At 58.7% G+C, this 23,918-nt stretch carries 21 protein-coding genes; 10 read left to right on the forward strand and 11 right to left on the reverse strand.

The window, feature by feature from the left end:
* Nucleotides 1-66: 66 nt before the first annotated feature.
* Nucleotides 67-2,667: a bifunctional aconitate hydratase 2/2-methylisocitrate dehydratase gene (gene acnB / locus NTD87_RS06490; RefSeq protein ID WP_262112724.1), complete on the reverse strand. Its 2,601-nt coding sequence runs from the start codon at nt 2,665-2,667 to the stop codon at nt 67-69.
* 408 nt (nt 2,668-3,075) lie between these two features.
* Between acnB and NTD87_RS06495 the strand changes: the two genes are divergently transcribed.
* On the forward strand, nt 3,076-3,552 hold the full coding sequence (locus tag NTD87_RS06495; RefSeq protein WP_262112702.1) for a DUF1289 domain-containing protein: 477 nt from the start codon (nt 3,076-3,078) through the stop codon (nt 3,550-3,552).
* 97 nt (nt 3,553-3,649) lie between these two features.
* On the opposite strand, the gene NTD87_RS06500 is transcribed toward NTD87_RS06495, so the two are convergent.
* Nucleotides 3,650-4,516 carry a universal stress protein gene (locus NTD87_RS06500; protein ID WP_262112725.1) on the reverse strand — a complete coding sequence of 289 codons (867 nt, stop codon included), beginning with the start codon at nt 4,514-4,516 and terminating at the stop codon, nt 3,650-3,652.
* A gap of 210 nt (nt 4,517-4,726) precedes the next feature.
* Between NTD87_RS06500 and NTD87_RS06505 the strand changes: the two genes are divergently transcribed.
* The 3 genes from NTD87_RS06505 (at nt 4,727) to NTD87_RS06515 (ending at nt 7,500) form a co-directional block, all read left to right on the forward strand.
* On the forward strand, nt 4,727-5,332 hold the full coding sequence (locus tag NTD87_RS06505; protein ID WP_262112703.1) for a tRNA-(ms[2]io[6]A)-hydroxylase: 606 nt from the start codon (nt 4,727-4,729) through the stop codon (nt 5,330-5,332).
* A gap of 173 nt (nt 5,333-5,505) precedes the next feature.
* Nucleotides 5,506-6,213 (forward strand): winged helix-turn-helix domain-containing protein, encoded by a 708-nt coding sequence (locus NTD87_RS06510; RefSeq protein WP_262112704.1) that lies wholly within the window; start codon nt 5,506-5,508, stop codon nt 6,211-6,213.
* Nucleotides 6,214-7,500 carry an ATP-binding protein gene (locus NTD87_RS06515; protein WP_262112705.1) on the forward strand — a complete coding sequence of 429 codons (1,287 nt, stop codon included), beginning with the start codon at nt 6,214-6,216 and terminating at the stop codon, nt 7,498-7,500.
* Between the two features lie 194 nt (nt 7,501-7,694).
* Here NTD87_RS06515 and NTD87_RS06520 read toward each other — a convergent pair whose 3' ends face one another.
* The 9 genes from NTD87_RS06520 to NTD87_RS28040 form a co-directional block, all read right to left on the reverse strand.
* Nucleotides 7,695-8,498, reverse strand: coding sequence for a MipA/OmpV family protein (locus NTD87_RS06520; protein ID WP_262112706.1), 804 nt, complete (start codon nt 8,496-8,498; stop codon nt 7,695-7,697).
* Nucleotides 8,499-8,504: 6 nt separating this feature from the next.
* Nucleotides 8,505-10,328, reverse strand: a complete 1,824-nt coding sequence (locus NTD87_RS06525; protein ID WP_262112707.1) for a serine hydrolase domain-containing protein — start codon at nt 10,326-10,328, stop codon at nt 8,505-8,507.
* Nucleotides 10,329-10,427: 99 nt separating this feature from the next.
* A complete protein-coding gene (locus NTD87_RS06530) occupies nt 10,428-10,916 on the reverse strand; it encodes a GFA family protein (protein WP_262112708.1) in 489 nt (162 codons plus the stop codon).
* Nucleotides 10,917-11,030: 114 nt separating this feature from the next.
* Nucleotides 11,031-11,525 carry a Spy/CpxP family protein refolding chaperone gene (locus NTD87_RS06535; protein WP_262112710.1) on the reverse strand — a complete coding sequence of 165 codons (495 nt, stop codon included), beginning with the start codon at nt 11,523-11,525 and terminating at the stop codon, nt 11,031-11,033.
* A gap of 96 nt (nt 11,526-11,621) precedes the next feature.
* Nucleotides 11,622-12,014 carry a hypothetical protein gene (locus tag NTD87_RS06540; RefSeq protein WP_262112711.1) on the reverse strand — a complete coding sequence of 131 codons (393 nt, stop codon included), beginning with the start codon at nt 12,012-12,014 and terminating at the stop codon, nt 11,622-11,624.
* Nucleotides 12,015-12,100: 86 nt separating this feature from the next.
* Nucleotides 12,101-12,724, reverse strand: a complete 624-nt coding sequence (gene kdpC, locus NTD87_RS06545; RefSeq protein WP_262112712.1) for a potassium-transporting ATPase subunit KdpC — start codon at nt 12,722-12,724, stop codon at nt 12,101-12,103.
* Between the two features lie 12 nt (nt 12,725-12,736).
* Nucleotides 12,737-14,824 carry a potassium-transporting ATPase subunit KdpB gene (gene kdpB, locus NTD87_RS06550; RefSeq protein ID WP_262112713.1) on the reverse strand — a complete coding sequence of 696 codons (2,088 nt, stop codon included), beginning with the start codon at nt 14,822-14,824 and terminating at the stop codon, nt 12,737-12,739.
* Nucleotides 14,825-14,836: 12 nt separating this feature from the next.
* Nucleotides 14,837-16,564: a potassium-transporting ATPase subunit KdpA gene (kdpA, locus tag NTD87_RS06555; RefSeq protein ID WP_262112714.1), complete on the reverse strand. Its 1,728-nt coding sequence runs from the start codon at nt 16,562-16,564 to the stop codon at nt 14,837-14,839.
* Between the two features lie 60 nt (nt 16,565-16,624).
* Nucleotides 16,625-16,708: a potassium-transporting ATPase subunit F gene (locus NTD87_RS28040; protein WP_410017473.1), complete on the reverse strand. Its 84-nt coding sequence runs from the start codon at nt 16,706-16,708 to the stop codon at nt 16,625-16,627.
* A 649-nt stretch (nt 16,709-17,357) separates the two neighbouring features.
* Here NTD87_RS28040 and NTD87_RS06560 point away from each other — a divergent pair.
* From NTD87_RS06560 to NTD87_RS06585, 6 genes are all read left to right on the forward strand, one after another.
* Nucleotides 17,358-19,328, forward strand: coding sequence for an APC family permease (locus NTD87_RS06560; protein ID WP_262112715.1), 1,971 nt, complete (start codon nt 17,358-17,360; stop codon nt 19,326-19,328).
* Nucleotides 19,329-19,567: 239 nt separating this feature from the next.
* Entirely contained in the window at nt 19,568-19,921 is a 354-nt protein-coding gene (locus tag NTD87_RS06565) for a BON domain-containing protein (protein WP_262112716.1), read from the forward strand.
* A 184-nt stretch (nt 19,922-20,105) separates the two neighbouring features.
* Nucleotides 20,106-20,873, forward strand: coding sequence for a hypothetical protein (locus tag NTD87_RS06570; protein ID WP_262112717.1), 768 nt, complete (start codon nt 20,106-20,108; stop codon nt 20,871-20,873).
* Between the two features lie 29 nt (nt 20,874-20,902).
* Nucleotides 20,903-21,349 (forward strand): hypothetical protein, encoded by a 447-nt coding sequence (locus NTD87_RS06575; RefSeq protein WP_262112718.1) that lies wholly within the window; start codon nt 20,903-20,905, stop codon nt 21,347-21,349.
* A 144-nt stretch (nt 21,350-21,493) separates the two neighbouring features.
* Nucleotides 21,494-22,159 carry a response regulator transcription factor gene (locus tag NTD87_RS06580; RefSeq protein ID WP_262112719.1) on the forward strand — a complete coding sequence of 222 codons (666 nt, stop codon included), beginning with the start codon at nt 21,494-21,496 and terminating at the stop codon, nt 22,157-22,159.
* Entirely contained in the window at nt 22,135-23,520 is a 1,386-nt protein-coding gene (locus NTD87_RS06585) for an ATP-binding protein (protein WP_262112720.1), read from the forward strand. The genes NTD87_RS06580 and NTD87_RS06585 overlap by 25 nt, the downstream gene beginning before the upstream one ends.
* The last annotated feature ends 398 nt before the right edge of the window (nt 23,521-23,918 follow it).

Below are 23,918 nucleotides of genomic sequence, written 5' to 3' on the forward strand. Positions count from 1 at the left end.
AACCTTCAGGCATAAAAAAACGCCGCGCACCTTACGATGCGCGGCGTTTTTCATGGCGTTGTAACGTTAGGCTTGAATGACCGGGATGTTGGCATTCGCGGCAGCTTCACGGAACTCGGCGATCTGGTCGAAACTCAGGTAGCGATAAACATCGCTGGCCATGGTGTCGATTTCTTTCGCGTAGGCCATGTACTCCTCGACGGTCGGCAGGCGACCCAGGATCGAAGCCACCGACGCCAGTTCGGCCGAAGCCAGGTAGACGTTGGCGCCGTCGCCCAGACGGTTCGGGAAGTTACGGGTCGAGGTCGAGACCACGGTGGAGTTCGGTTCAACGCGAGCCTGGTTACCCATGCACAGCGAGCAGCCCGGCATTTCCATGCGCGCGCCAGCCTTGCCGTAGATGCCGTAGTAGCCTTCTTCGGTCAGTTGGTGAGCATCCATCTTGGTCGGCGGCGACAGCCACAGACGGGTTGGCAGCTGACCCTTGACCTGATCCAGCAGCTTACCGGCAGCACGGAAGTGACCGATGTTGGTCATGCACGAACCGATGAACACTTCGTCGATCTTCTCGCCAGCAACGCTGGACAGCAGACGGGCGTCGTCCGGATCGTTCGGCGCGCAGAGCACAGGCTCCTTGATGTCGGCCAGGTCGATCTCGATGGTTTCAGCGTATTCGGCGTCAGCATCGGCAACCATCAACTCAGGGTTGGCGATCCAGGCTTCCATCGCTTGAGCACGACGTTCCAGAGTACGTGCATCGCCGTAGCCTTCGCCGATCATCCAGCGCAGCAGGGTGATGTTGGAGCTCAGGTACTCGGTGATCGACTCTTTCGACAGCTTGATGGTGCAACCGGCAGCGGAGCGCTCGGCCGAGGCGTCGGACAGCTCGAAGGCTTGTTCGATGCTCAGGTTGTCGAGACCTTCGATTTCCAGGATGCGGCCGGAGAAGGCGTTCTTCTTGCCTTTCTTCTCTACGGTCAGCAGGCCAGCCTGGATCGCGTAGTAAGGAATGGCGTGAACCAGGTCACGCAAGGTGACGCCCGGTTGCATTTTGCCTTTGAAGCGCACCAGGATCGATTCCGGCATGTCCAGTGGCATCACGCCAGTGGCTGCGGCGAACGCGACCAGACCGGAACCGGCCGGGAACGAGATGCCCATCGGGAAACGGGTGTGCGAGTCACCACCGGTGCCGACGGTGTCCGGCAGCAGCATGCGGTTCAGCCAGCTGTGGATGATGCCGTCGCCCGGACGCAGGGAAACGCCGCCGCGGGTCATGATGAAGTCTGGCAGGGTGTGGTGAGTGGTGACGTCGATCGGCTTTGGATAGGCTGCGGTGTGGCAGAACGACTGCATCACCAGATCGGTCGAGAAGCCCAGGCACGCCAGGTCTTTCAGTTCGTCACGGGTCATCGGGCCAGTGGTGTCCTGGGAACCGACGGTGGTCATCTTCGGTTCGCAGTAGGTCCCTGGACGAACGCCAACGACGCCGCACGCCTTGCCGACCATTTTCTGTGCCAGGGTGAAACCCTTGGTGCTTTCAGCCGGAGCTTCCGGCTTCTTGAACAGATCGGAGGGTGGCAGACCCAGTTCGGTACGGGCCTTCTCGGTCAGGCCACGGCCGATGATCAGCGGAATACGACCGCCAGCACGGACTTCGTCGAGCAGGACCGGGGTCTTCATTTCGAAGGTGGTCAGGATTTCGTCGCTGTTGTGCTTGGTGACTTTACCGGCATGAGGGTACAGGTCGATCACGTCGCCCATGTTCATGTTGGTCACGTCGAATTCGATTGGCAGTGCGCCGGCATCTTCCATGGTGTTGTAGAAGATCGGAGCGATTTTGCTGCCGAAGCAGAAACCGCCGGCACGCTTGTTCGGCACGTAAGGAACGTCGTCGCCGAAGAACCACAGCACCGAGTTGGTGGCCGATTTACGCGAAGAACCGGTACCCACTACGTCGCCGACGTAGGCGATCGGGAAGCCTTCGCCGCGCATGGTTTCGATTTGCTTCATCGGACCGGTGACGCCTTGCTCGTCCGGCACGATGCCGTCACGGGCCATTTTCAGCATGGCCAGGGCGTGCAGCGGGATGTCTGGACGGGACCAGGCATCAGGAGCAGGGGACAGGTCGTCGGTGTTGGTTTCGCCGGTGACCTTGAACACGCGCAGGCTGATCTTGTCGGCCAGAACCGGGCGGTTCTTGAACCACTCGCCGTCAGCCCAGGATTGCAGTACGCCTTGAGCGTGAACGTTGCCGTTCTTGGCTTTTTCCGCGACGTCGTGGAAAGCATCGAACATCAGCAGGGTGTGCTTGAGTTGCGCGGCAGCGACTGGAGCCAGTTCGGCGGAGTCGAGCAGGTCAACCAGCGTCACGATGTTGTAGCCGCCTTGCATGGTGCCAAGCAGTTCAACAGCGCGCTTTTTGTCGATCAGAGGGGAAGTGGCTTCGCCTTTGGCCAACGCAGACAGGAAACCGGCCTTTACATAGGCTGCTTCGTCCACGCCAGGCGGAACGCGATTGGTGATCAGGTCAACGAGGAAAGCTTCTTCGCCAGCCGGGGGATTCTTCAGCAGCTCGACCAGGCCTGCAGTTTGTTCGGCGTTAAGCGGCTGGGGAACGATACCCAGTGCTGCGCGCTCTTCGATATGTTTGCGGTAGGCTTCAAGCACAGTTATTACCCTCATCAGTGGTCCCAAATGGGTGTCCGGGACGCTCATCCCGAAATTGCCGTACTCATGCGCTGCGTGGCGTTGTGGGCCGCTTAGCCAGAATTACCGGCAATTCCTTACAGAAGCTGCTTTCAAAGTTTTACGCCTGCAGAACGGGGAGCTGATGAGGGTTGGCGTTGGGCTTTTCCCCGCTGGAAAAACCCTTCGCCAACACCGCTCTGAAGGAACGACTGTGCTCGTGACGCTTTGAAAACAGCTTCTAACGGACATTGGCGCCTTAAAAGGCTGGCCGATTCTACGGCAAAAAAAAATTAAAGGTAAGTTAGGCCCAGAATTTTGAGGGGTGATGAATGTTAGACAAAGGGCTAACATGCCGACCTGTTTTGCTTCCTCGCGTTTTGCCTACCTATGCCCAATCAGACCATCAAGACTCCCTGCGTCGGCCTTTGCTCCACTGTTTACGGTGATCTGGTGTGCCGTGGCTGCAAGCGTTTCCACCATGAAGTGATTCACTGGAACGGTTACAACGAGCAAGAAAAACGTGCCGTCTGGCTGCGTCTTGAGCAGTTGCTGGTGCAAGTGATGGCCGGGAAACTCGAAATTTTCGATCCCCGGCGCCTGCGTGAGCAGCTGGAACAGCGAAAAATCCGCTTTGTGCCCCATCAATCGGAATACTGCTGGGCGTATCAGTTGATCGCCAGGGGCGCGCGGGTGATCAACAATCTGGAAGCCTATGGGATGGTGTTGCTGCCGGAGTTTCGTGACTGGAGCCTGCCCGAATTGCGCGATGCCATCGATCGGGAGTTTTTCCTGCTGTCGGAGGCGCATTACCAGCGCTACATCGCGCCGGGGTTTCTCAAGGATGCGTTAGCGCCTGACGCTTAAAAGCATCGCGAGCAGGCTCGCTCCCACAGTTGATCTGTGTCGTTCACAAATCCAGTGTGGGAGCGAGCCTGCTCGCGATGGCGATCTGTCAGGCGTCTTATTTACCGCTGGTCACCAACTCTTCCAGGTGATCCATGATGTCCTGTGGCTTGAGCACCAGCACATCGCTTTCCAGTGAATCGAGCACCACTTCCGCTGTATTACCGATCAACGCGCCTGAGAAGCCGGTACGCGCCACGGTGCCGATGATGGTGACCGATGCCTGCAATTTATGCGCGATGTGAGGAATCAGCACATCGGCCGGGCCTTCTTCGATGTGCAGGTGCTCGTCGTCGATGTCGAACTCGGCCTGGAACGCCTTGCACTGCTCTCGATAATGGGCTTCGATGGTTTCCTTGAGCTGGAACACCGGGTCGGCAGCTGAAAGCATCGGTGACGGATGGGCGCTGATCACATGCAGATGGCCCTTCGCCAGGCTCGCGATATCGTAGCCATGATCAATGATGCTGGCGTGCAGACGGCGATGTTCTTCGTCTGAATTGCCTACATCGACGGCGGCGAGTATTACTTTGTCGGCCCAGGACCTCTCGGTCTTGACCATCAGTACGGCACAGGGGCAATAACGCAGCAGCTTCCAGTCTTCCGGGGTCAGCAAGGCTTTCTTCAACGGGTTGTCGTGGAAGTGTTGCTTGATCACAAGCCCGCAACCTTCGGCCTGCTGCACATCGATGATGGTTTCATGCAGGCTTTTGTTCCAGGCCTGCTCGGTGGTGACACTATGACCGTCTTGCATCAGGCTGGCCTTGAGCACGCTCAACAGCGCCGAGTGATCATGTTCCTTATCGCAGATCAACAAATGCAGATGCGCTTGGGTCACCCCGGCGATCAGCTTGGCGCGTTTGAGGGCCAGGCTTTCGTTGGGCGAGGGCTCAATGACCACCAGAATGCTGCGGATGGCTTGCATGGTCGGGATCTCCGATAAGTAAAAAGACATTGCGTTGCACAACTATAGTTGCTGCTCGTGAACCCGGGTCTTGATGCATATCAAGGGCGATGGCTGGTGGTCTGCGGACAGGCCGGTATAATCGGCGCCCTTCGCTGTGAACCTCTTTGCTGTGAGCCCCATGTTTCCGATCCTCGACATCTTCACCAGCCCGCTGTGTGGTCCTGCCCGATGAACCTTCCTGACATTCACGAGTTCCTTGGCTGCCGCACGCCCGATGGCTGGGTTCAAGCTGCACTGGCTGACCAGGAAACCCTGCTGATTGACCACAAGAACTGCGAGTTCAAGGCCGCCAGCACGGCGCTCAGCCTGATCGCCAAGTACCATTCCCATGTTGACCTGATCAATCTGATGTCACGTCTGGCCCGGGAAGAACTGGTGCATCACGAGCAAGTCATGCGCCTGATGAAAAAGCGCAAGATCGAGCTGCGCCAGCTGTCCGCCGGGCGTTACGCCTCTGGGTTGCGCAAAGTGGTGCGCAGCCACGAGCCGGTCAAATTGGTGGATACCCTGGTGGTCGGGGCGTTTATCGAAGCGCGTAGCTGCGAGCGTTTCGAAGCCCTGGTGCCGCACCTGGATGAAGAGCTGGGCAAGTTCTACTTTGGCCTGCTGAAAAGCGAGGCCCGGCACTTCCAGGGGTATCTGAAGCTGGCCTACCAGTATGGCGACGCCAAGGACATCGCTCAGGTGATCGACAAGGTTCGCGCCGCCGAGCAGGAACTGATCGAGTCCCCGGATGTCGAGTTCCGTTTCCACAGTGGTGTGCCGACGCTTTAAGTTCAGGCGTGTCTGTGAAAGAAAACAGGCAAATTGTTAAAAACTCTTAAGAACATGAAAGATCTCTGAAAACCGGCCCGCGAGGCCGGTTTTTGCTATCTGGCATGGCCGGTGAGGGGGGGATTGGCGCCTATAATGCGCGCTCTCCATCATCGGCTCACAGATTGACACCTATGGATAACCAGGCTCTTGGCAAGGTATTGCTCGTTGAGGATGACGAAAAGCTCGCGGGGTTGATCGCCTACTTCCTATCTCAGCATGGTTTTGAGGTGCGCACCGAACACCGTGGCGACCTGGCGCTGGCCGCGTTTCTTGAGTTCAAGCCGAAAATTGTCGTGCTCGACCTGATGCTGCCCGGCCAGAGCGGCCTGCACGTCTGTCGCGAGATCCGCAGCGTGTCCGAGACCCCCATCGTGATTCTCACGGCCAAGGAGGACGACCTGGACCACATTCTAGGCCTTGAATCCGGTGCCGACGACTACGTCATCAAGCCGATCAAACCACCGGTGTTGCTGGCCCGATTGCGTGCGTTGCAGCGTCGCCAGACGCCGGAAAGCACGGTGCGCGGTTCACTGGAATTCGGTCGGTTGCAGATTGATCGCAGTTGCCGCGAAGTGCGCCTGGCGGGCGAGAGTATCGAGCTGACCACCATGGAGTTCGAACTGCTGTGGCTGCTGGCCAGCGCGGCCGGCAAAATTCTCTCTCGCGACGATATTTTGAATCGCATGCGCGGCATCGCTTTTGACGGGCTCAACCGCAGCGTTGACGTGTACATCAGCAAACTGCGCGGCAAGCTCAAGGACAACCCCAGAGAGCCGGTGTGCATCAAGACCATCTGGGGCAAGGGTTACCTGTTCAATCCGTTTGCCTGGGAGCTGTAGATGCTGCGTCTTTTCTTTGGGCTGTTTATCGTTCTGGCCGTTGGCCTGGTCGCCTCGCTGCAGGTGGTTGACCGTACGTTTACCGCGGTACTCGATGGCACCTTGAAAACCTACAATCGTGAAGCCGTGCGCGGGCCGGCCTGGTCGCTGGTGGAGCAATTGCGACCGCTTGACGGGCCCGGCCGTGAACAGCAATTACAGACGTTACGACCGCATTACGGCTTGCGCCTGCAATTGGTGGATGCAGCTCAGTTGGCGCTCAGCGACACGGAAAAGGCCGAGCTTGCTGACAATCTGATGGTGGTACGCGAGCAATACACTCAGTTCATCTCCCGCATCGACGACGGTCAGCAGCTATTGAGCATCACGTTGCCTGAAGAGCCCAGCAGGACCACGGTCTACATGATCGCCGCTTACACGATGCTGGGGGTGCTGGTCGGTATCGTGCTGCTTTTCTGGGTTCGGCCGCACTGGCGTGATCTGGAGAAACTGCGCCTGGCCGCACAACGTTTTGGCGATAACGACCTGACGGCACGCATCCAGTTGTCCAAACGCTCGACCATTCGCGACCTGGCCGAGCACTTCAACCAGATGGCCGCGCGCATTGAAGGCTTGATCGCCAATCAGCGTGAGCTGACGAATGCGGTGTCCCACGAATTACGCACGCCGATTGCCCGCTTGTCCTTTGAGCTGGACCAGCTCAAGCAGCAACCCGACCCGAGTCAGAATGTGCAGCTGATTGCCGATATGTACGCCGACCTCGGTGAACTGGAGGAAATGGTCTCTGAATTACTGACCTACGCCAGCCTTGAACGTGGCGCCACGGTGATCAATCGCGAAAGCATTCAGGCGCCTGACTGGCTCGACAGTGTGGTCGGCAGTGTGGCACTGGAGGCTGAGGCGGCGGGGGTGCAGTTGCTGATTCACTCGTGCCAGGTCGACTCGATCCGCATCGAGCCGCGCTTCATGGCACGGGCGGTGATCAACCTGCTGCGCAATGCCATTCGCTACGCCGAGCGGCGGGTGGAGGTCTCGCTGACGCTGGGTGAAGACGGTTATGAAGTGCTGGTCAACGATGACGGGCCGGGTGTGCCGCTGGACGGGCGCGAGAAGATTTTCGAGCCGTTCTCAAGGCTCGACTCCAGCCGTGACCGCCGCACTGGCGGTTTCGGCCTGGGCTTGGCGCTGGTTCGGCGAGTGTCGCAATGGCACGGCGGCAAGGTCGAGGTTGGCGACTCGCCCTGGGGCGGCGCATCGTTTCGCATGACCTGGGCACAGGTGGATTGAACCTGACCTCAACACATAACCCAACGCATCACCCGTAGCTGCTGGCGCAGCCTGCGTTCGGCTGCGCAGCGGCCGTAAAACCTGAATCCCGTCTCTCACCTTGGAATCCGGTTCGACGGGTTCACGACTGCTTCGCAGCCGAACGCAGGCTGCGCCAGCTGCTACGGGGCCTGTGCGTGTGCAGGAGTTGTGCGTTAGAAACTGTACTTCACCTGTCCAGCCAACGACGTTTGCATCCGTCGTTCGACGATCGGGCTGTCCGCCGCATCGCCGTTCAGATACTGCATGGCCAGCACGGTCGAGAACTCGGTCTGGTCGTTGATCGGTACCGACCAGGTCAGCGCGCCACCTCGGCTGACCATCCCGCCATGGGTGTCGTAGGCACGGAACTGACTGCGTGAAGCCTGGGTCGTGCTCACGCCGTACCAGGTCCGCACGTAGTCGGCATCACCAAACACACTATTGAGGCTGCCATCGAGGCTACCGTAGTCGCCCTCGTAAAGGTTGGTGCTGATGCTCAGCTCCAGTCGGTTGTAGGCGGAATCGGTGTCGCGGTCGTCATCGCTCTTTTTCAGTGCGTGTTCCAGGGTGGCGCCGACGACCACTTTGCCCAAGGTGTAGTGGAGGCTGGCGCCCAGTTGTGCGCGGGACTTGATCGAGCCCATGCCGTCCAGATGGTCCGAGCCCTTGAACTTCGATTCTCGGTCTTTGCGCGTTTCACTCCGACCAATGTAAGTGCTGAATGCCAGGTTGCCCCATTCGTTCTGCCAACCCAGGCCACGTTCGGTGTCGAGGAAGAGGCCATAAGGGCTGACGATTTCACCGCCCAGCAGCGGCGCGGTCACGCGTTCATCGCTGCCGCTATAGCGTGGCGCGTTGCCAACACCGGCTTTTACGCTGTAGTGCCAGTCTTCGGCCTGCAGGCGGTCGGTCGAGGCCAACAGGCAGATGGAGGCGAGCGACAGGCAAAAGGTTTTGGGGCTGATCAGGGGATTCATGGGAGGTCAGAAACTCAGGTAGTTGTGGGGAGGGTTGATGCGTTTGAAGTTGTATCCCAGGGCACTGATGCCGTTGATCTGGCGGCTTACGGTGTCGCCCAGACCTCGGCCAATGCCTGCGACCACCGCGTGGGCGTTGTCGACAGGGGTGAGGATGTAGTCGGCCAGCGGTTGTTCGTGAACCTGCCCGCTGGCCACCAGAAAACCTTCTTCGAGACGAATGTTGAGGTGGCTCAGGGACGCGTCAGGGCTTTCACTGTTCAGCACCTGATAGGTTCCGACCGTGTGTTCCCAACCGGATGACAACGGCACCGGTTCGATGCGCTCGCCGAGTGGCAGCAGTTGCCCGTGACTTTTCAGCGTCAGAATTTGCCGGCCCTGGACGCTCATCACGTCGAGTTGAACGCGCCCGAGTTGCCCGAGATCCTGCAACCAGAACCCCAGCCATTTTTTCTGTGCCCGCAGCCAGCCGCTGTTGTCGCGCAGCAGTTCGAAGCGGTTGCCGGACAACTCGCCATACAGCCGCTCGCCGTCATCCTTGATACGGAACACGCCCCAGGCTGTCGCATAAAAACCGGACAGGCGTTGGCGGTCGGCAGGCGCCGGAACCCTACGTTTACTCAAGTGCACGGGGGATGCATCGGCGTTGTCGACGGCAACGTCCGGGTGGCCCTGGGCTTGAAGCATCAGGCGCAGTATTCGGGTCGCCAATGGCGCAACCATGTCCTCGCCGCTGTCGGCGTTGCTCATGACGATCACCGCCAGTTGTTGCTCCGGCAGTACGCTCAGTTGTGCAACGAAGTCGCCGGTTGAACCGCTGTGCTGCACGAGGCGCAACCCGGGGCTGACGACTTCGTCGCCGCACGGCGAGAGGAACCAGCCGAGGCCGATCTGGCAGTCGAAATCCAGCGAATTGCCGGCATTCTGCGGGCGGAACATTTCCTTGATCGATTCCGCCGTCAGCACTTGCTGGCCTTTGTACTGGCCCTCGGCGAAAAGCATCTGCACGTAATGGCTGAGGTCGCGCGGGCTGGTCCACAGGCCGCCGGCCGGGATGTCGCGGATTTCATGGTCGGCGCTATCGGTTCCGGCCTGATAACCCCGGGCGCGGAAGATCGCCTGCTCACTGGTGCCGATGAAACTCGACTGACTCATCTTCAGCGGTCGCAACAGGCTTTGCTGCAACTGACGTTCAAAGTCCTGCCGGCTGCTGCGCTCGATTGCCGCGCCGACCAGCGCATAGCCGAGATTGGAGTAGGCCACCTGACTGCCGGGTGGGTTGCTCAGCCACAGACCGGAGACTCGCATCGGCAATTGGCCAAGACCATCGGGTTCACGCAAACCGCGCAGGTATTCGCCGGGCATCCCGGCTTGATGGCTGAGCAGGCGCCGCAGAGTCACGTCCCGGTCGGCGGCCTGCTGGTCCGGGTGAAAGCGCGAGCGAACGTAAAATTCCTTAAGGGTGTTCTGCAGCGGTGCGTCCAGCTCGAGCGCCCCGGTTTCAACCAATTGCAGGGCCGCGCTGGCGGTCAACAGTTTGGAAATCGACCCGGCACGGAATGCGGTGTTTTCACTCACCAGAATCCCGCGCACCTTGTCGGCGTAACCGAACCCACGGGCCCAGATCAACTGTTGCCCGTCCACCAGCGCTACTGATAGTCCCGGCACGTTGTACCGCTCCATCTCCTGCGGTATCTGCGTTTTCAGGTAACGAACAATGGCGTTGTAGTCACCTTTTTGAATGACCGGCAAGGGCGGCGGCTGACCGTTACAGCCAATGCTACCGAGCAGAAGGCCGAGCAAGGGGATGCTGCAAATCGAGCGATGCATGGGGCACCCAGCGGAAAATTGGATACCGCCATGCTAGGGGAGCGGGTGCGGGCAATCTTTGAGAGCTTTGTCGGGAAACTGTCAAAGACTGTTAACGCGCTATCGACTCAAACCCAGTCGTTCGTGCCACTGGGCGATGGATTCTTCCGGGTAAACCTCGAACTGCTGATCCTTGGGATGTACCTCGATTTCGACCCACGGGGCTTTTGAACCGAGCATCAAGTGTGTGTGCTCAGGCGGTACCGGTAGCGGAGTGTCGATGGCTGAAGCGAAGGGGTGAATCAACTCGGGCCATTCGGGGCTGAATAGCCATAATCCAGAGCCACACAACGAGCAAAAATGCCGCTCGGCGCTGCTGCTGTGGGCGCGTTTATCGCCTTCTTCTTTAAGTCGCGCATGGTAAATCGCGATGTGCTTGCGCCCACGCACCTTGAGGCTGGCGGCATCGCCTCCGAGGTTGATCGTATAGCCACCACCGCCCTGGGTCTTGCGGCAAATCGAGCAATAACAGCGTTGATACGGGTAGGGGTGGGCACTGCTCAGACTGAACGACACCGCGCCGCAATGGCAGGAACCTTCGAGCTGCATGGGAAACCTCCAACAGGTCTTGCGGATCTTGCGCAACAGCCTAGCTGTTCGCCAATGCCACCGGGGCGAAGTTTTGCGGGCCGTGCGCGAGCGTCGCTGTGCAGCAAGGACGACTCAATTAGATTTTTTTGCCGCCTCGTGCCGGTCCTCCCGTTTATCCTGTTCATAGCGGAACAGTTTGTCGGCATTTTTTTTCTGATCGTCGGAAAAGCTCCCATAGAGAGCGCTAAACGTCGTTGCAAGCTTCTGCATATTGTCCGCGTGCAGTTGGGCTAATCTGGCATAGGACGCCATCGCGTCTTCGGCAGTAAAGGATGGCAGTTTTTCCGCACGCTCCAGAAAGGCTTTATCGGCGTTGTTAGCGTTGTCGCGTATGGTTTGCGCATAGGCATCCCATTGCGCTGACTGCTTGTCGGTAATTTTCAGCTTGGCGTGCAGCTCCTTGATCCTCTTCTCTACAACGTCTACGTGCTTTTTGGTATGACTGGCAGCAGGCTGTGACGGTGTGCCTGAACTGCTCGCTGCCGTCGTCTGCGCAGAGACAGGAGTGGTGAGCAATGCCAGCATCAACGCTGCAGGCATAGCCGCTTTAAGTACGAAGTTTTTCATGTCTTTATATCCGGATTGAATTGTCGAATTGACGACCGTTGCATGGGATATATCAGTGGGAGCGGCGGTCGCTCGGGGTTCATGCGGCTACGCAGCTTAATAGCCGGGTGGAGGGTATCCATTGGAGTTGTACGTGTTGGGATAGTAGTACCTGACCCCCGGTGGCGGTGGCGGAGGGGCTTCCCGGTAAATCACGGCGGGCGGCGCCCGAACCGAACCCGCGACCACTGCTCCCAATACTGCGCCAACGAGTACCGCACCCAAATCTCCGCCGCCACCGCCACCGCGATAGTCACCGCCACCACCACCGCGATAGTCACGATGGTTGTCATGGCCACCACGATTGTCGCGATGGTAAACCTGCCGGCCATCGCCCTCGCGGTGATTGTCTTGCTCCGCTTGGGCCGGTAGCGCGGCAGCCGCCACCGCGCCAATGACGAGCATTGCTGCCAGTCGTCGGTATAAAGGTATTTGCAAATGCTGAGTCATGAGTCGTGCCTCCTCGTTGGCAACGATCGCTAGATTGACTCAGCTGCTGCGGTGGGTCTGTTCGGTAGCGCACCCTCCAGCAGGGTTTATTGATGGGCCTGATAATCCTTTTGCAGGGCCAGATTCAGCGCCATGACATTCACCCGTGGCTCGCCGAATACACCCATGGTCGGGGCAACGGTATGGGCCTTCACCAGATTCAGCAGGTCATTCACCGGTATGCCACGCAGTTGCGCGACACGGCTGGCTTGCAACATGGCGTTGGCCGGGCTGATCTCCGGGTCCAGGCCTGATGCGGACGTGGTCAGCATGTCGGAGGGCAGTTGTTGGCCGATCAGCTCCGGTTGGTCTTTCTCCAGCGCCTTGCGATCGGCTGTCAGCCGATCGCTCAGGGCCTGGCTGGTCGGGCCAAGGTTGGACCCCGAGGAACTGGCGGCGTTATACGGCGCGGGTACGGTCTTGGTCGGGTCCTTGGGGTCCGTGTCCGTGGTGGCGGAGGGGCGGCCGTGGAACCACTGCGGCGCATCCCACTGTTGACCGATCAGCGCTGAGCCAATGACCTGGTCCTGGGCGTTTTTCAACAGACTGCCATTCGCCTGCGCCGGGAAGATCAGTTGCCCCAGCCCGGTGACCGCGAAGGGGTAGAGGATCCCGCACAGGACCCAGGTGACCACCGTGATGCGCAAAGCCGTTAACACTACAGTGTTCATTGTCATTCACTCCTACAGGAACGGTGTCAGGCACAGGTCGATCAGCTTGATGCCGATAAACGGCGCGACCAGCCCGCCGACGCCGTAGACCATGAGGTTGCGATAGAACATTGACTCCGCGCTCTTGGGCATGAACTTGACCCCGCGCAAGGCCAGAGGGATCAACGCAGGGATGATCAGTGCGTTAAAGATCAGGGCGGAGAGAATGGCGCTTTGTGGCGTCGCCAGATGCATCACGTTCAGCACCGCCAAGCCTGGCAACGCGACCATGAACAGCGCCGGCAGAATGGCGAAGTATTTCGCCACGTCGTTGGCGATGGAGAAGGTGGTCAGCGCACCACGGGTGATCAGCATGCGTTTGCCGATGCTGACCAGATCGAGCAGCTTGGTCGGGTCAGAATCGAGGTCGATGATGTTGGCCGCTTCCTTGGCCGGCATCGTGCCGGTGTACATGGCAAGACCGACATCCGCCTGGGCGAGCGCGGGTGCGTCGTTGGTACCGTCGCCGGTCATGGCGACCAGGTGACCCTGGGCCTGCTCGGAACGGATCAGCTTGAGCTTGTCTTCAGGAGTGGCTTGCGCCACGAACGTATCCAGCCCGGCTTCGGCGGCGATCACGCTCGCCGTGGTCGGGTTGTCGCCGGTGACCATCACCGTACGGATACCCATGGCGCGCAGTTCGGCCGCACGCTCCCGGATGCCGGGCTTGAGCACGTCCGACAAGGTGATGATGCCGAGAATGCGACCGTTGACAGCAACCGCCAGAGGTGTCGCGCCGAGTTTGCTCACACTTTCCGCGATACGCCGCAGATCCGCAGGTGTCGGCGTGCCGTACTTTTCCTTGACGTAAGACACTACGGAATCGACGGCACCTTTACGGATCACGCGGCCATCGCCCATATCGGTACCGCTCATGCGGGTTTGCGCCGAGAAGTCCGTGCCCACCGCTTCTTCCTGGCGGGCTTCGCTGTGCGCCCCCTGCGCTGTGGCGAACGCGATGGTGGACTTGCCTTCCGGTGTGGTGTCGAACAACGAGGCCAGGTAAGACGCCTGCATCAGCTCGTGGCGAGAGCAGCCACTGACCGGCAGAAACTCGGTCGCCTGGCGATTGCCCATGGTGATGGTGCCCGTCTTGTCCAGCAGCAGCGTATTGACGTCACCCGCGGCCTCCACCGCCTTGCCGGACATGGCGAGCATGTTGAAGCGCATGGTGCGGTCGATACCGGCGATACCAATGGCGGACAGCAAGGCGCCGATGGTGGTGGGGATCAGCGCGACGATCAGGGCGACAAGGTCCGCAACGTTAATCTGGGCGTTGAGGTAGGCCGCGACCGGCGCAATGGCGGTCACCACGATCACAAAGATCAGCGTGAGCACCGAGAGCAGCACGGTGAGCGCAATTTCGTTCGGGGTCTTCTGGCGCTTGGCGCCTTCGACGAGGCTGATCATGCGATCAAGGAACGTATGCCCTGGCGATGCGGTGACAAGGATGACCAACGAATCGGAAATCACCCGTGTACCGCCGGTCACCGTGGACGCCACCTCAGAGCCGGGCTCCTTGACCACTGGCGCGGATTCCCCGGTGATCATCGACTCGTCGACATAGGCCACGCCTTCGACGACTTCACCGTCCGTGGGCACCAGTTCGTCACGATTGACCCGTACCAGATCGCCCTTGCGCAGCGCGGCGGCCGGGACGGTTTCGGTCTTGCCGTTGTCCAGCAGACGTAGCGCGTTGAGTTCCGAGGTGGTGTGACGCAGCGACGCGGCCTTGGCCTTGCCACGGCCTTCGGCCATCGCTTCGGCCAGGTTGGCAAACCACACGGTGATGAACAGAATGAAGGTCACGACCCCGTTGTAGAGCGAGGAGGCGTGAGACGGCCCGAACAACTGCGGGTTCACCGTCAAGGCGGCCGTCACCAGTGTGCCGAGCCAGACCACGAACATGACCGGGTTCTTGATCTGCAGGCGCGGGTCGAGCTTTTTCAATGGCTCGACGAGGATCAGTTTGAGGAGCTCCGCGTTATAGCCGTGGCGCTGGCCTTTACGGACAGTGCTGGTCAGACGCGGGTTCAGCAGTAGTGCTTTTTGAGCTTTCATATCTGTCTCCACTTAGAACAGCAAATGCTTGTTCATGGCGAAAAACTCGGCGATCGGTCCCAGGACCAGCGCCGGCAAGAAGGTCAGGGCGCCCACGATCATGATCGTGGCCAGCCACCAGGCGCCGAACAGCGGTGTATCGGTGCGCAGCGTACCGACACTGGCCTTGATGGTCGGTTTGGCCGCGAGCGAGCCGGCCACCGCCATCAGAAAGATGATGGGTGGATAACGGCCAATGAGAATCGCGACGGCAATCGCGCTGTTGTACCAGGGCGTATTGGCGTTAAGTCCGCCGAAGGCCGAGCCGTTGTTCGCAGCTGCCGAGGCGAACGCATACAGCACCTCCGAGTAGCCGTGGGCGCCGGCATTACCGAGCGACGACACACCGTAAGGCATGACCATGGACCACGCCGAAGGGGCGAGAATCACCAGCGGGTGAATCAGCAACGCCAGCGACACCAGAATGATTTCGCGCTTCTCGATTTTCTTGCCGAGAAATTCTGGCGTACGCCCCACCATCAAGCCGGCGACGAAGACCCCGATCAAGCCGTAGATCAGGAAGTTCAGGAAGCCCACACCTTTACCGCCGAAGACACACTGCAACATCATCTGCACCAGGGTCGGCAGGCCACCCATGGGGGTGAAACTGTCGTGCATGGAGTTGATGGAACCGGTGGTAAAGGCTGTGGTATAGGCCGCGTAGAGACTGCTTTGGGATATCGCGAAGCGAACCTCCTTGCCTTCCATGTTGCCGCCCGGTTGCAAGGCGCTGGCGTGGGTTTCGATACCCAACTGTTGCAACAGCGGTGTACCTGCCTGTTCCGGTATTACGCAGAGAATCAGGAAGCCCACCAGCATCAGGCCCATGACGCCGTAGATCACCGCGCTTTGACGATGGTTCTTGATCATGCAGCCGAACATCACCACCAAGGCAGCGGGCAGGCTGGCCATCAATAGCAGCAGGACAAAGTTGGTCAGCGGCGTCGGGTTCTGGAACGGATGAGCCGCATTGACGTTGAAGAATCCGCCGCCGTTGGTGCCGAGGTTTTCAATCGCCTCTTGCGCGGCAACCGGGCCCAGCGTCAGCGTCTGATGCCCGCCCTGGATTGGACTCAGGGCAACGCTGGCGTCCAGCGTTTGTGGCACGCCTTGCCAGATCAGGAAAATGCTCAGCAGCAATACAATCGGCAACAGCACGCGGGTCGTGAAACGGATCATGTCGCGGTAAAAGTTGCCGAGGTTGGCGCCGCCGTCTTTCACCAGCAACGCACGAATAAAGGCAATGGCAACCACGAAGCCGGTGGCCGCCGAGGTGAACATCGGGAAGGTAATGGCCGCCATCTGACTGAAGTTCGACAGCGTGCTTTCACCGCCATAACTCTGCCAGTTGGTGTTGGTGATAAAGCTGATCGCCGTATTGAAGGCTTGAATCGGCTCCATGCCGGCAAAATTCTGCGGGTTCAGCGGCAGGAAATTCTGAAAGACCAGAACCAGGTAGATCACAATGGCCATGACCAGGTTGGTCGCCAGCATGTTGATGGTGTAGCGCTTCCAGTTCATCGGCTGGCTGCATGCCTGCTTGCCGATCAGCCGATAGGTCAAGTTGTCGATGGGATCAAACACGCGATCGAACACCGTCTTCTGGTCAGTGACGACTTTGGCCAGATACCGTCCGACCACGATGCTCAGTACAAGTGTGGCCACCAGTGTAATGATGATTTGCAGCCATATATGCGACATCGCGTTAACTCCTGAATCAGCGGAACAGTCTGATGTTTCTATTATTAATAAATAGGCACGTTAGAACTTTTCCGGATGTATGACCGCATAGAACAGGTAAATGATGACTACAAGGACCACGGCGAGAAGCACGTCGATAGCCATGTCGAATTCTCCTGGTGATAGTTGAAATTCTGGCCGTTGCCGGGAAACAGTCGAACTAACACTTCGTACCGTTTCGTGCTGCGACCTGGTCTTTTTTGTCTGGCTCGTGACGATAGGGGGGCTGGAGTTCAATGCCGGTCAGGCAGCGCAGGCAGGGAATGACTGCTGTCCGTGGTTTTCGATGTGGTGATGACCCTTTCGGAAAAACTGATCAATACACCGAAAAACAGATAAAACCCGATCATGATAACGAGCATGAGTGCTGTTAGAAGCATAGATGTTACCCTCTATACTTAGATCGTTTCAGGGCCGCTTTAATGGCGGGCTTTCATGTTTTGTTCGTGCAGTGTCAGTATAGGTAACCGTGAATCCGTCCAAATAATGGCGACATTGTTTTTGTCGGTAATTACGTAAAAAAACCGTAAATGATTAGCGCGTCAAGTGATGTGCTTTTTATGCAAGTCCAGTGATTCTGGGGTTGGGCTCTCAGAGGCGTGAAAGTTGGGTAAAGAGTGTTGTCGCAACTGTAGCTACACTCAGGTTCAGGTGTCGCAAGGTCAGTCAATTCCTCTTTGTGAGCACAGCATCACTGGTAATGGACTCATCCACCGGGTGCCAGGCTGCACTCGATCAATTCAAGGTGGCGGTTATGCTCAAACTGGAACGAGTACCCGGCTGGATCATCGGGCCTGCACGGGACCCGCTGGCGCCGGATGCACGGCGTCATATTCTGCTGGTCGCGCTGCTGGCCTGGGCCGGGTTGGGGGCCAATGGTTTGTCTTCTGCCAGTTACGGCCCGGAGAAAGCCTATCTTGCACTGGGTGCCCACCCCGAGTTGGGGTTGTTCCTCGCACTGGCGACCGTGGCGACGGTCTTCATCATTTCGTTGGCCTACAGCCAGGTGGTCGAGCTGTTTCCCTCGGGCGGCGGGAACTACAAGATCGTGTCGAAGCTGCTGGGACGCCGGCTCGGTGTGGTGGCAGGTTCCGCCTTGTTCGTCGACTATGTGTTGACCATTGCGGTATCGGTGGTGAGCGGCACAGATGCGTTGTTCAGCTTGCTCGCGCCCGAAGCCCAGGCGCATAAGTTGCTGGTCGAGATCGGTCTGGTGCTGTTGCTGATTGTTTTGAATCTGCGTGGCATTCAGGACTCGATACGCTTCCTGTTGCCGCTTGCACTGGGTTTCTTGTTGATGCACGGCGCCCTGATTATCTATGGCGTCGTGTCGAAGGCTGGCGGTCTGGTCACGACGTGGGTGCAGAGCACGGCCGACACCGCGGCACTTTCACATGATCTGGGTTGGCCTATGGTCGCGGCGTTGTTTCTACGCGCCTATTCCCTGGGAGGAAGTACGTATGCGGGGCCTGAAGCGGTCGCCAATAACGTCAACCTGCTGGCCGAACCTCGGGTCCGAACCGGCAGAGCGACGTTGCTCTATGTCGGCATCTCGCTGGCGTTCACCGCCGGCGGCATGGTCCTTTTATATACCTTGTGGAATGTTGAACCGACCTATGGGCAGACGTTGAATGCTGTCGTGTTCAAAGCGATCATCGACCAACTCGGGATCGACCCAAACGTCGGTAATGCACTGCTCTTGCTCACCCTTGTGCTCGAAGGGGCAATCCTTTTCGTTGCGGCCAACTCCATCCTGATTTTTGCGCCGTCGCTGCTCGGTAACATGGCCGCCGACTCCTGGCTGCCCCATCGTTTTTGCAATCTCTCGAACCGCCTGGTCAGACAGAATGGCGTGGTCTTCGTCGGAGGTTGCGCGTTGATTGTTCTTGTTTTGTCGCGTGGCTCGCTCGGGCTGCTCATTGTGCTGTACAGCATCAATGTCTTTTTGAGTCTTGCCCTGGCCAAGGCCGGGCTGTGTCGCTACTGGTGGCAGCACCGGCATGAACTCAAGGGTCGCTGGATCAGCCGGATACTCATTGCGGCCGCAGGTTTCACGGTGGCGACTGGAATTTTGCTGGTGACGCTCACTGAAAAATTCTTTGAGGGCGGGTGGGCAACCCTTTGTTTGACGCTGATCATCATCGCTGGCTGTGTCGTTGTTCGACGCCACTACCGCCGGGTGGAAAAGCTGCGCATACAGATGGATACCGACTTTGCCTTGCCCGCTCAAACGTTATCGGCAATCCGTGGGGTGGAGCCGTTTCCAGGCAGTCCGACAGCGGTGATTCTGGCCACGGAGCATTGGGGGGCGGGGATCCATACGTTTCTATGGGTGCAGAGACTGTTTCCGGGCAGATTCAAAAACATCCTCTTTATCGGGATCATCAAGGTTGAAGCCGATGTGCTGGGCCCGCTGGATACGATGCAAGAAAAGAGAGCCCTGATGGATCAATCAATGAACCAGCTGGAAGCCTTTTGCACCAAGAGTGGGGTCAGTGCGACTCATCGGATCGGCTATGGAATTGACCCGGTTGCCGAGTTGGAAGGACTGCTCAAGGACGTCGTTCCCCGTTTGCCCGAGTGTGTCTGCTTCAGCAACAAACTCATCCTGCCGGAAGGGTGGTGGTTTACCGAATGGCTGCACAACCAGACGCCTTTGGTGTTGCAGCGCAGGCTGCACTTTGAGGGTATTCCGTTGGTTATTCTGCCGATCAAACTTCATTGAAAGGCAATGGCGGCAGGATGTTACGTACGACAATTAACGTACCGCATTCAAACAGCACGACCCAGGTGGACGTCTACAAGGCCATGCTCCGACCACACACTATAATTAACCTGTGCCCGCGTTTGCGTGGCGAGCACTCAAAAACGAGTCAGGTATCCATGATGCTCGCCTGATTGGCAAAGGGCAGCACCGCAAATGGGACGATAGGTACGTCTGTTTACAAAAGAGAGGGTCCTGCCATGAAAACTCACTCCTTCCAGCATTACTCGCATAATCTGGGGATGACCGTTCACGACGCGTGGATTACGACCCGGGTGAAATCGGCTCTGGCCTTTTCAGAACCGACTCTGAGTCTGCATGTCAATGTCAAAACCCATGCGGGTACGGTGGCGTTGAGCGGCCGCGTTAATACCCATAAAGACTGCGAGCGAGTGGTAGAACTGGCCCGTTCGGTAACGGGTGTCAACGAAATCGATGCCAAAGACTTGCAGACCCATGTGTTCACTCCAGGGCATCTCCCCGAAGCACCCAACGCTGAAGAGAGCGCTGAGTACCGGCCGCCATCGTCGGTAGAAAAGAAGGATGACAAATGACGATGGCAGCCTTGTGAGCGCCGCGCTCCCGGTTGGAAAACGGGGGCGGGCGCAGAGGGTCGGTCTTGCCGGGCTTTTAAATCTGGTTAATGGATGACATTCGAGGTTCCTCAGTCCCAGCTAAGTTTGCCTGCGTAGTCTCTCCTTTGCGCCAATTGCAGCGCTGTTAAGGAGAAGCACCCACATGAAGCCGCTTACGAAAGCTGACTGGCTCAACAAAGTCCCCGAAGTGACCCTGTCGTTCTGGGTCATCAAGATCATGTCCACCACCGTGGGTGAAACGGGCGCTGACTTTCTTGCCGTCGATGCAGGGCTGGGGCAGAGCGTGACCAGTATCGGCATGGCCGTACTGCTGGCGATCGCACTGTTCGGCCAACTTCGCACTCGCGCCTATACCCCCTGGATTTACTGGCTGACGGTGGTGCTGGTCAGTGTCGTCGGGACGCAGATTACCGATGTGCTCACCGACAAACTGGGCATCAGCCTCTACGCCAGCACGGCCGTATTTTCAGTGCTGCTGGCGATCAATTTCCTGATTTGGTACAGGTCGGAGCGCAGCCTGTCCATCAATGAAATCGTCACGCCACGCCGGGAGTTGTTCTATTGGACAACGGTGCTCTGCACCTTTGCGCTGGGCACGGCGGCCGGCGACCTGGCCACCGAGGCACTGGGGCTTGGCTTCACACTGGGCGCGGTGATTTTCGGCACGCTGATCGCCGTGACGCTCGCCGCCTGGCGCCTGGGTGGCAATGCAGTCCTGACCTTCTGGATCGCCTACATCCTGACCCGTCCGTTCGGTGCCTCCCTGGGCGACTTGCTGACTCAAGCCAAGACGTATGGCGGCCTCGGCATGGGCGCCATGTGGACCAGCGCCATGTTCCTCAGCGTCATCCTGATTCTGGTAGCCGCCGCGCAGATGAACGCCGGCAATCGCAACCTCGTCACTGAATAATTCGTTCTAAAGCCTATCAAGGAATAATCATGTTCTACGTTCAAACCGCCATTCGTAAAGCCGCCATCCTTTCAGCCGTCGTCGTGTTGGGTCTGGCCGCCGGGTGTTCGAAACCTGCCGACGCTCCTAAATCGAGTGCTACGTCGAGCGCGGCCAGCGTTCAGGCCGGCGCGACCCCGAGCTCGGCCTCGAAACTGGGCGACCTGTCGGCATTCCAGAACATTGCGGCAAATGTCGCCGAGCTCGTTGGCAAGAGCGACTTGTCAGGTGCGAAAACCCGAATCAAGGACCTGGAACTGTCCTGGGACTCCGCCGAAGCCGGCCTTAAACCGCGTGCTGCCAGCGACTGGCATATGCTGGACAAGGCCATCGACAGTGCACTGGAGGCCTTGCGCGCCGACAGCCCGAAACAGAGTGACTGCAAGGCAGCAATGGATGTATTGCTGAAAACCTTCAACTCGCTGCAAGGGAAATAATGGCGGCAAGCCGCGCAGGGGACGGTTTTCTCTACAAATAAATCGCTTCGCGCACGCTTGAACAGGTGATTCAATGCAGGCTCGACATTCACGCAGGTGCATACCCGCGTGAGTGTCGAGCCTCACTTATCACCGGAGAGGGACATGCGGATATTACTGGTCGAAGACGACCCGATGATCGGGGACGCGATCCAGGGCGCACTGAAAGATGCCAGTTATGCCGCTGACTGGGTCACGAATGGTCTGACCGCCCTGACGGCGCTGGACACTCAACATTATGATCTGGTGCTGCTTGACCTCGGCCTGCCCGGCAAGGACGGACTGCAGGTATTGAGCAGCATTCGTGCCCGCAACAATGGCGTTCCACTGCTGATCATCACGGCCCGCGACAGCCTCGACGATCGCTTGCGCGGTCTCGATGGCGGCGCTGACGACTACCTGCTCAAACCCTTTGAAATGGCGGAATTGCTGGCCCGCATGCGCGCCGTTCTGCGCCGTAAAGGTGGCAGCGCGCTGCCGGTGTTCAGCAACGGCGTGGTGTCGCTGGACCCGATCTCGAAACAAGCCAGCACCGAAGAAAACCCTGACGTCCAGCTCTCCAGCCGTGAGTTCTCGCTGCTGCAGGCGCTGTTGATCAGGCCGGGCGCGATTCTTTCGCGCAGCGAGCTCGAAGACCGTATCTATGGCTGGGGCAATGAAGTGGAAAGCAATGCGGTGGAGTTTCTGATCCATGCACTGCGTCGCAAGCTGGGTAGCCACGTCATCAAGAATGTCAGGGGTATGGGATGGATGGTTTCAAAAAGCGACTGAGTGAGTCGGTCCGGGTCAGGCTGTCCGTTTCCCTGTCGCTGGCTATCCTGATCGTCGCTATCGTGGCGGGTATTTTCGCTTTCGTCTCGGCCTTCGATGAAGCCCTGGAAATGCAGGACAATACCCTGCATCAGGTGGCCGTGCTGTTCGAGCGTCAGCGGATGACGCTGACGTATCCGGAGCATGGCCGCAGGATCGAAGGCGACGATGAAGAATCCAGGGTCATCATTCAGTACCTGACCGATGGCAACAAAGCGTCGGGCAACATTGAGACCGGAGCGCCGCTGCCATTGCCGACCACGCTGGCCGACGGTCTGTCGACGCTGGACGTCGGTGGCGAGCCGTTTCGTGTGCTGGTCAAAACCATGGCCGGTGGCCAACGCATCGCCGTCGCGCAGGAAACCGGCGCGCGCGACAAGGACGCCCGCGAGAGCGCCTGGCGCGGCCTGCTGCCGTTTCTCATCCTGTTTCCCGTGCTCTTGCTGGTAGTTGCCGATCTGGTGCACAAGCTGTTTCGACCCATTGCGGTACTGGCTTCTGAAATCGACCAGCGCGGCGAGCAGGAACTGCACCCTATTGACGAAAATCATCTGCCCGCCGAAGTCCGTCCCTTCGTGCTGGCGATCAATCGATTACTCAACCGCGTGGCTCAGTCGATGGAAACCCAGCGCCGCTTTGTCGCTGACGCCGCCCACGAACTCCGATCACCCTTGACGGCCCTGTCCCTGCAAGCCGAACGCCTGGCCGACGCCGACATGTCGACACTGGCCCGGGAGCGTCTGTTTGTGTTGCGGCGAGGGATCGAGCGCGGCAAGAACCTCATTGAACAACTGTTGGCGCTGGCCACTGCACAGTCGACCTCGACGCTGCCCGTGTCGCCGATTTCCGTGCATGGCATTTATCGTCGCGTGTTGGAGGACCTGCTGCCGCTGGCCGAGGTCAAGCAGATCGACATCGGCGTCGAGGACGAACAGGACGTGCAGGTGCTGATCAACGAGTTTGACCTGCTCGCTGTGGTCAAGAACCTGGTTGATAACGCCATTCGCTATACACCTCAAGGTGGGCGGGTGGATCTTTCGGTGGGCATGGAGCAGGGCGGTACGCTGTTGCAGATCAAGGACTCCGGCCCCGGTATCGCGGATGAGGAACGGGAGCGTGTGTTCGATCCGTTTTATCGCAGCCTGGGGAGTCATGAAGTGGGCTCCGGGCTGGGGCTGTCCATCGTCAAGGCGATCGCGGAGCGCAACGGGGCACGGATTCGCCTGGGGTATTGCGATGAGGCGGCAAGCAGCGGGTTGTGTGTCTCGGTGTGGTTACCGTCAGCGATTCCCCGCAGTACTCCTCCCGCCGCCCATCTGTAGGCGCGGATTGTTTCGCGAAAAAAACCAAAGCCCGGACACGTGTCCGGGCTTTTGCATATTCAGCCTATGGCGATCGTGAGATCGAGCCTGACCTCAGCGCCCTCAGGAGTCCCGCTGGCTTCCGAGACGATAAAGCTTGAGCTGTGAGTGCACGTGTCAATCAAGACATATTTTGCAACAAACTTGTACTTGTCTTATTGACGTCACAATAATGGCAAATTACCATGCGGCCATCATATTGATATCACTTGTCTTTTCGAGGGATCGAACATGTACCTGCACACCCTCGGGGAGAGGCTGTGCGCGGCTTTGCCGTGCCTATCGCCGCGTTTCACCCGCGTAAACCTTACCTGCGCCGCACCCATGGGCGGATGTCGAGCCATTCGCTCGAGCTGTTT

Source organism: Pseudomonas sp. 6D_7.1_Bac1 (genome assembly GCF_025465945.1).
Lineage (GTDB): Bacteria > Pseudomonadota > Gammaproteobacteria > Pseudomonadales > Pseudomonadaceae > Aquipseudomonas.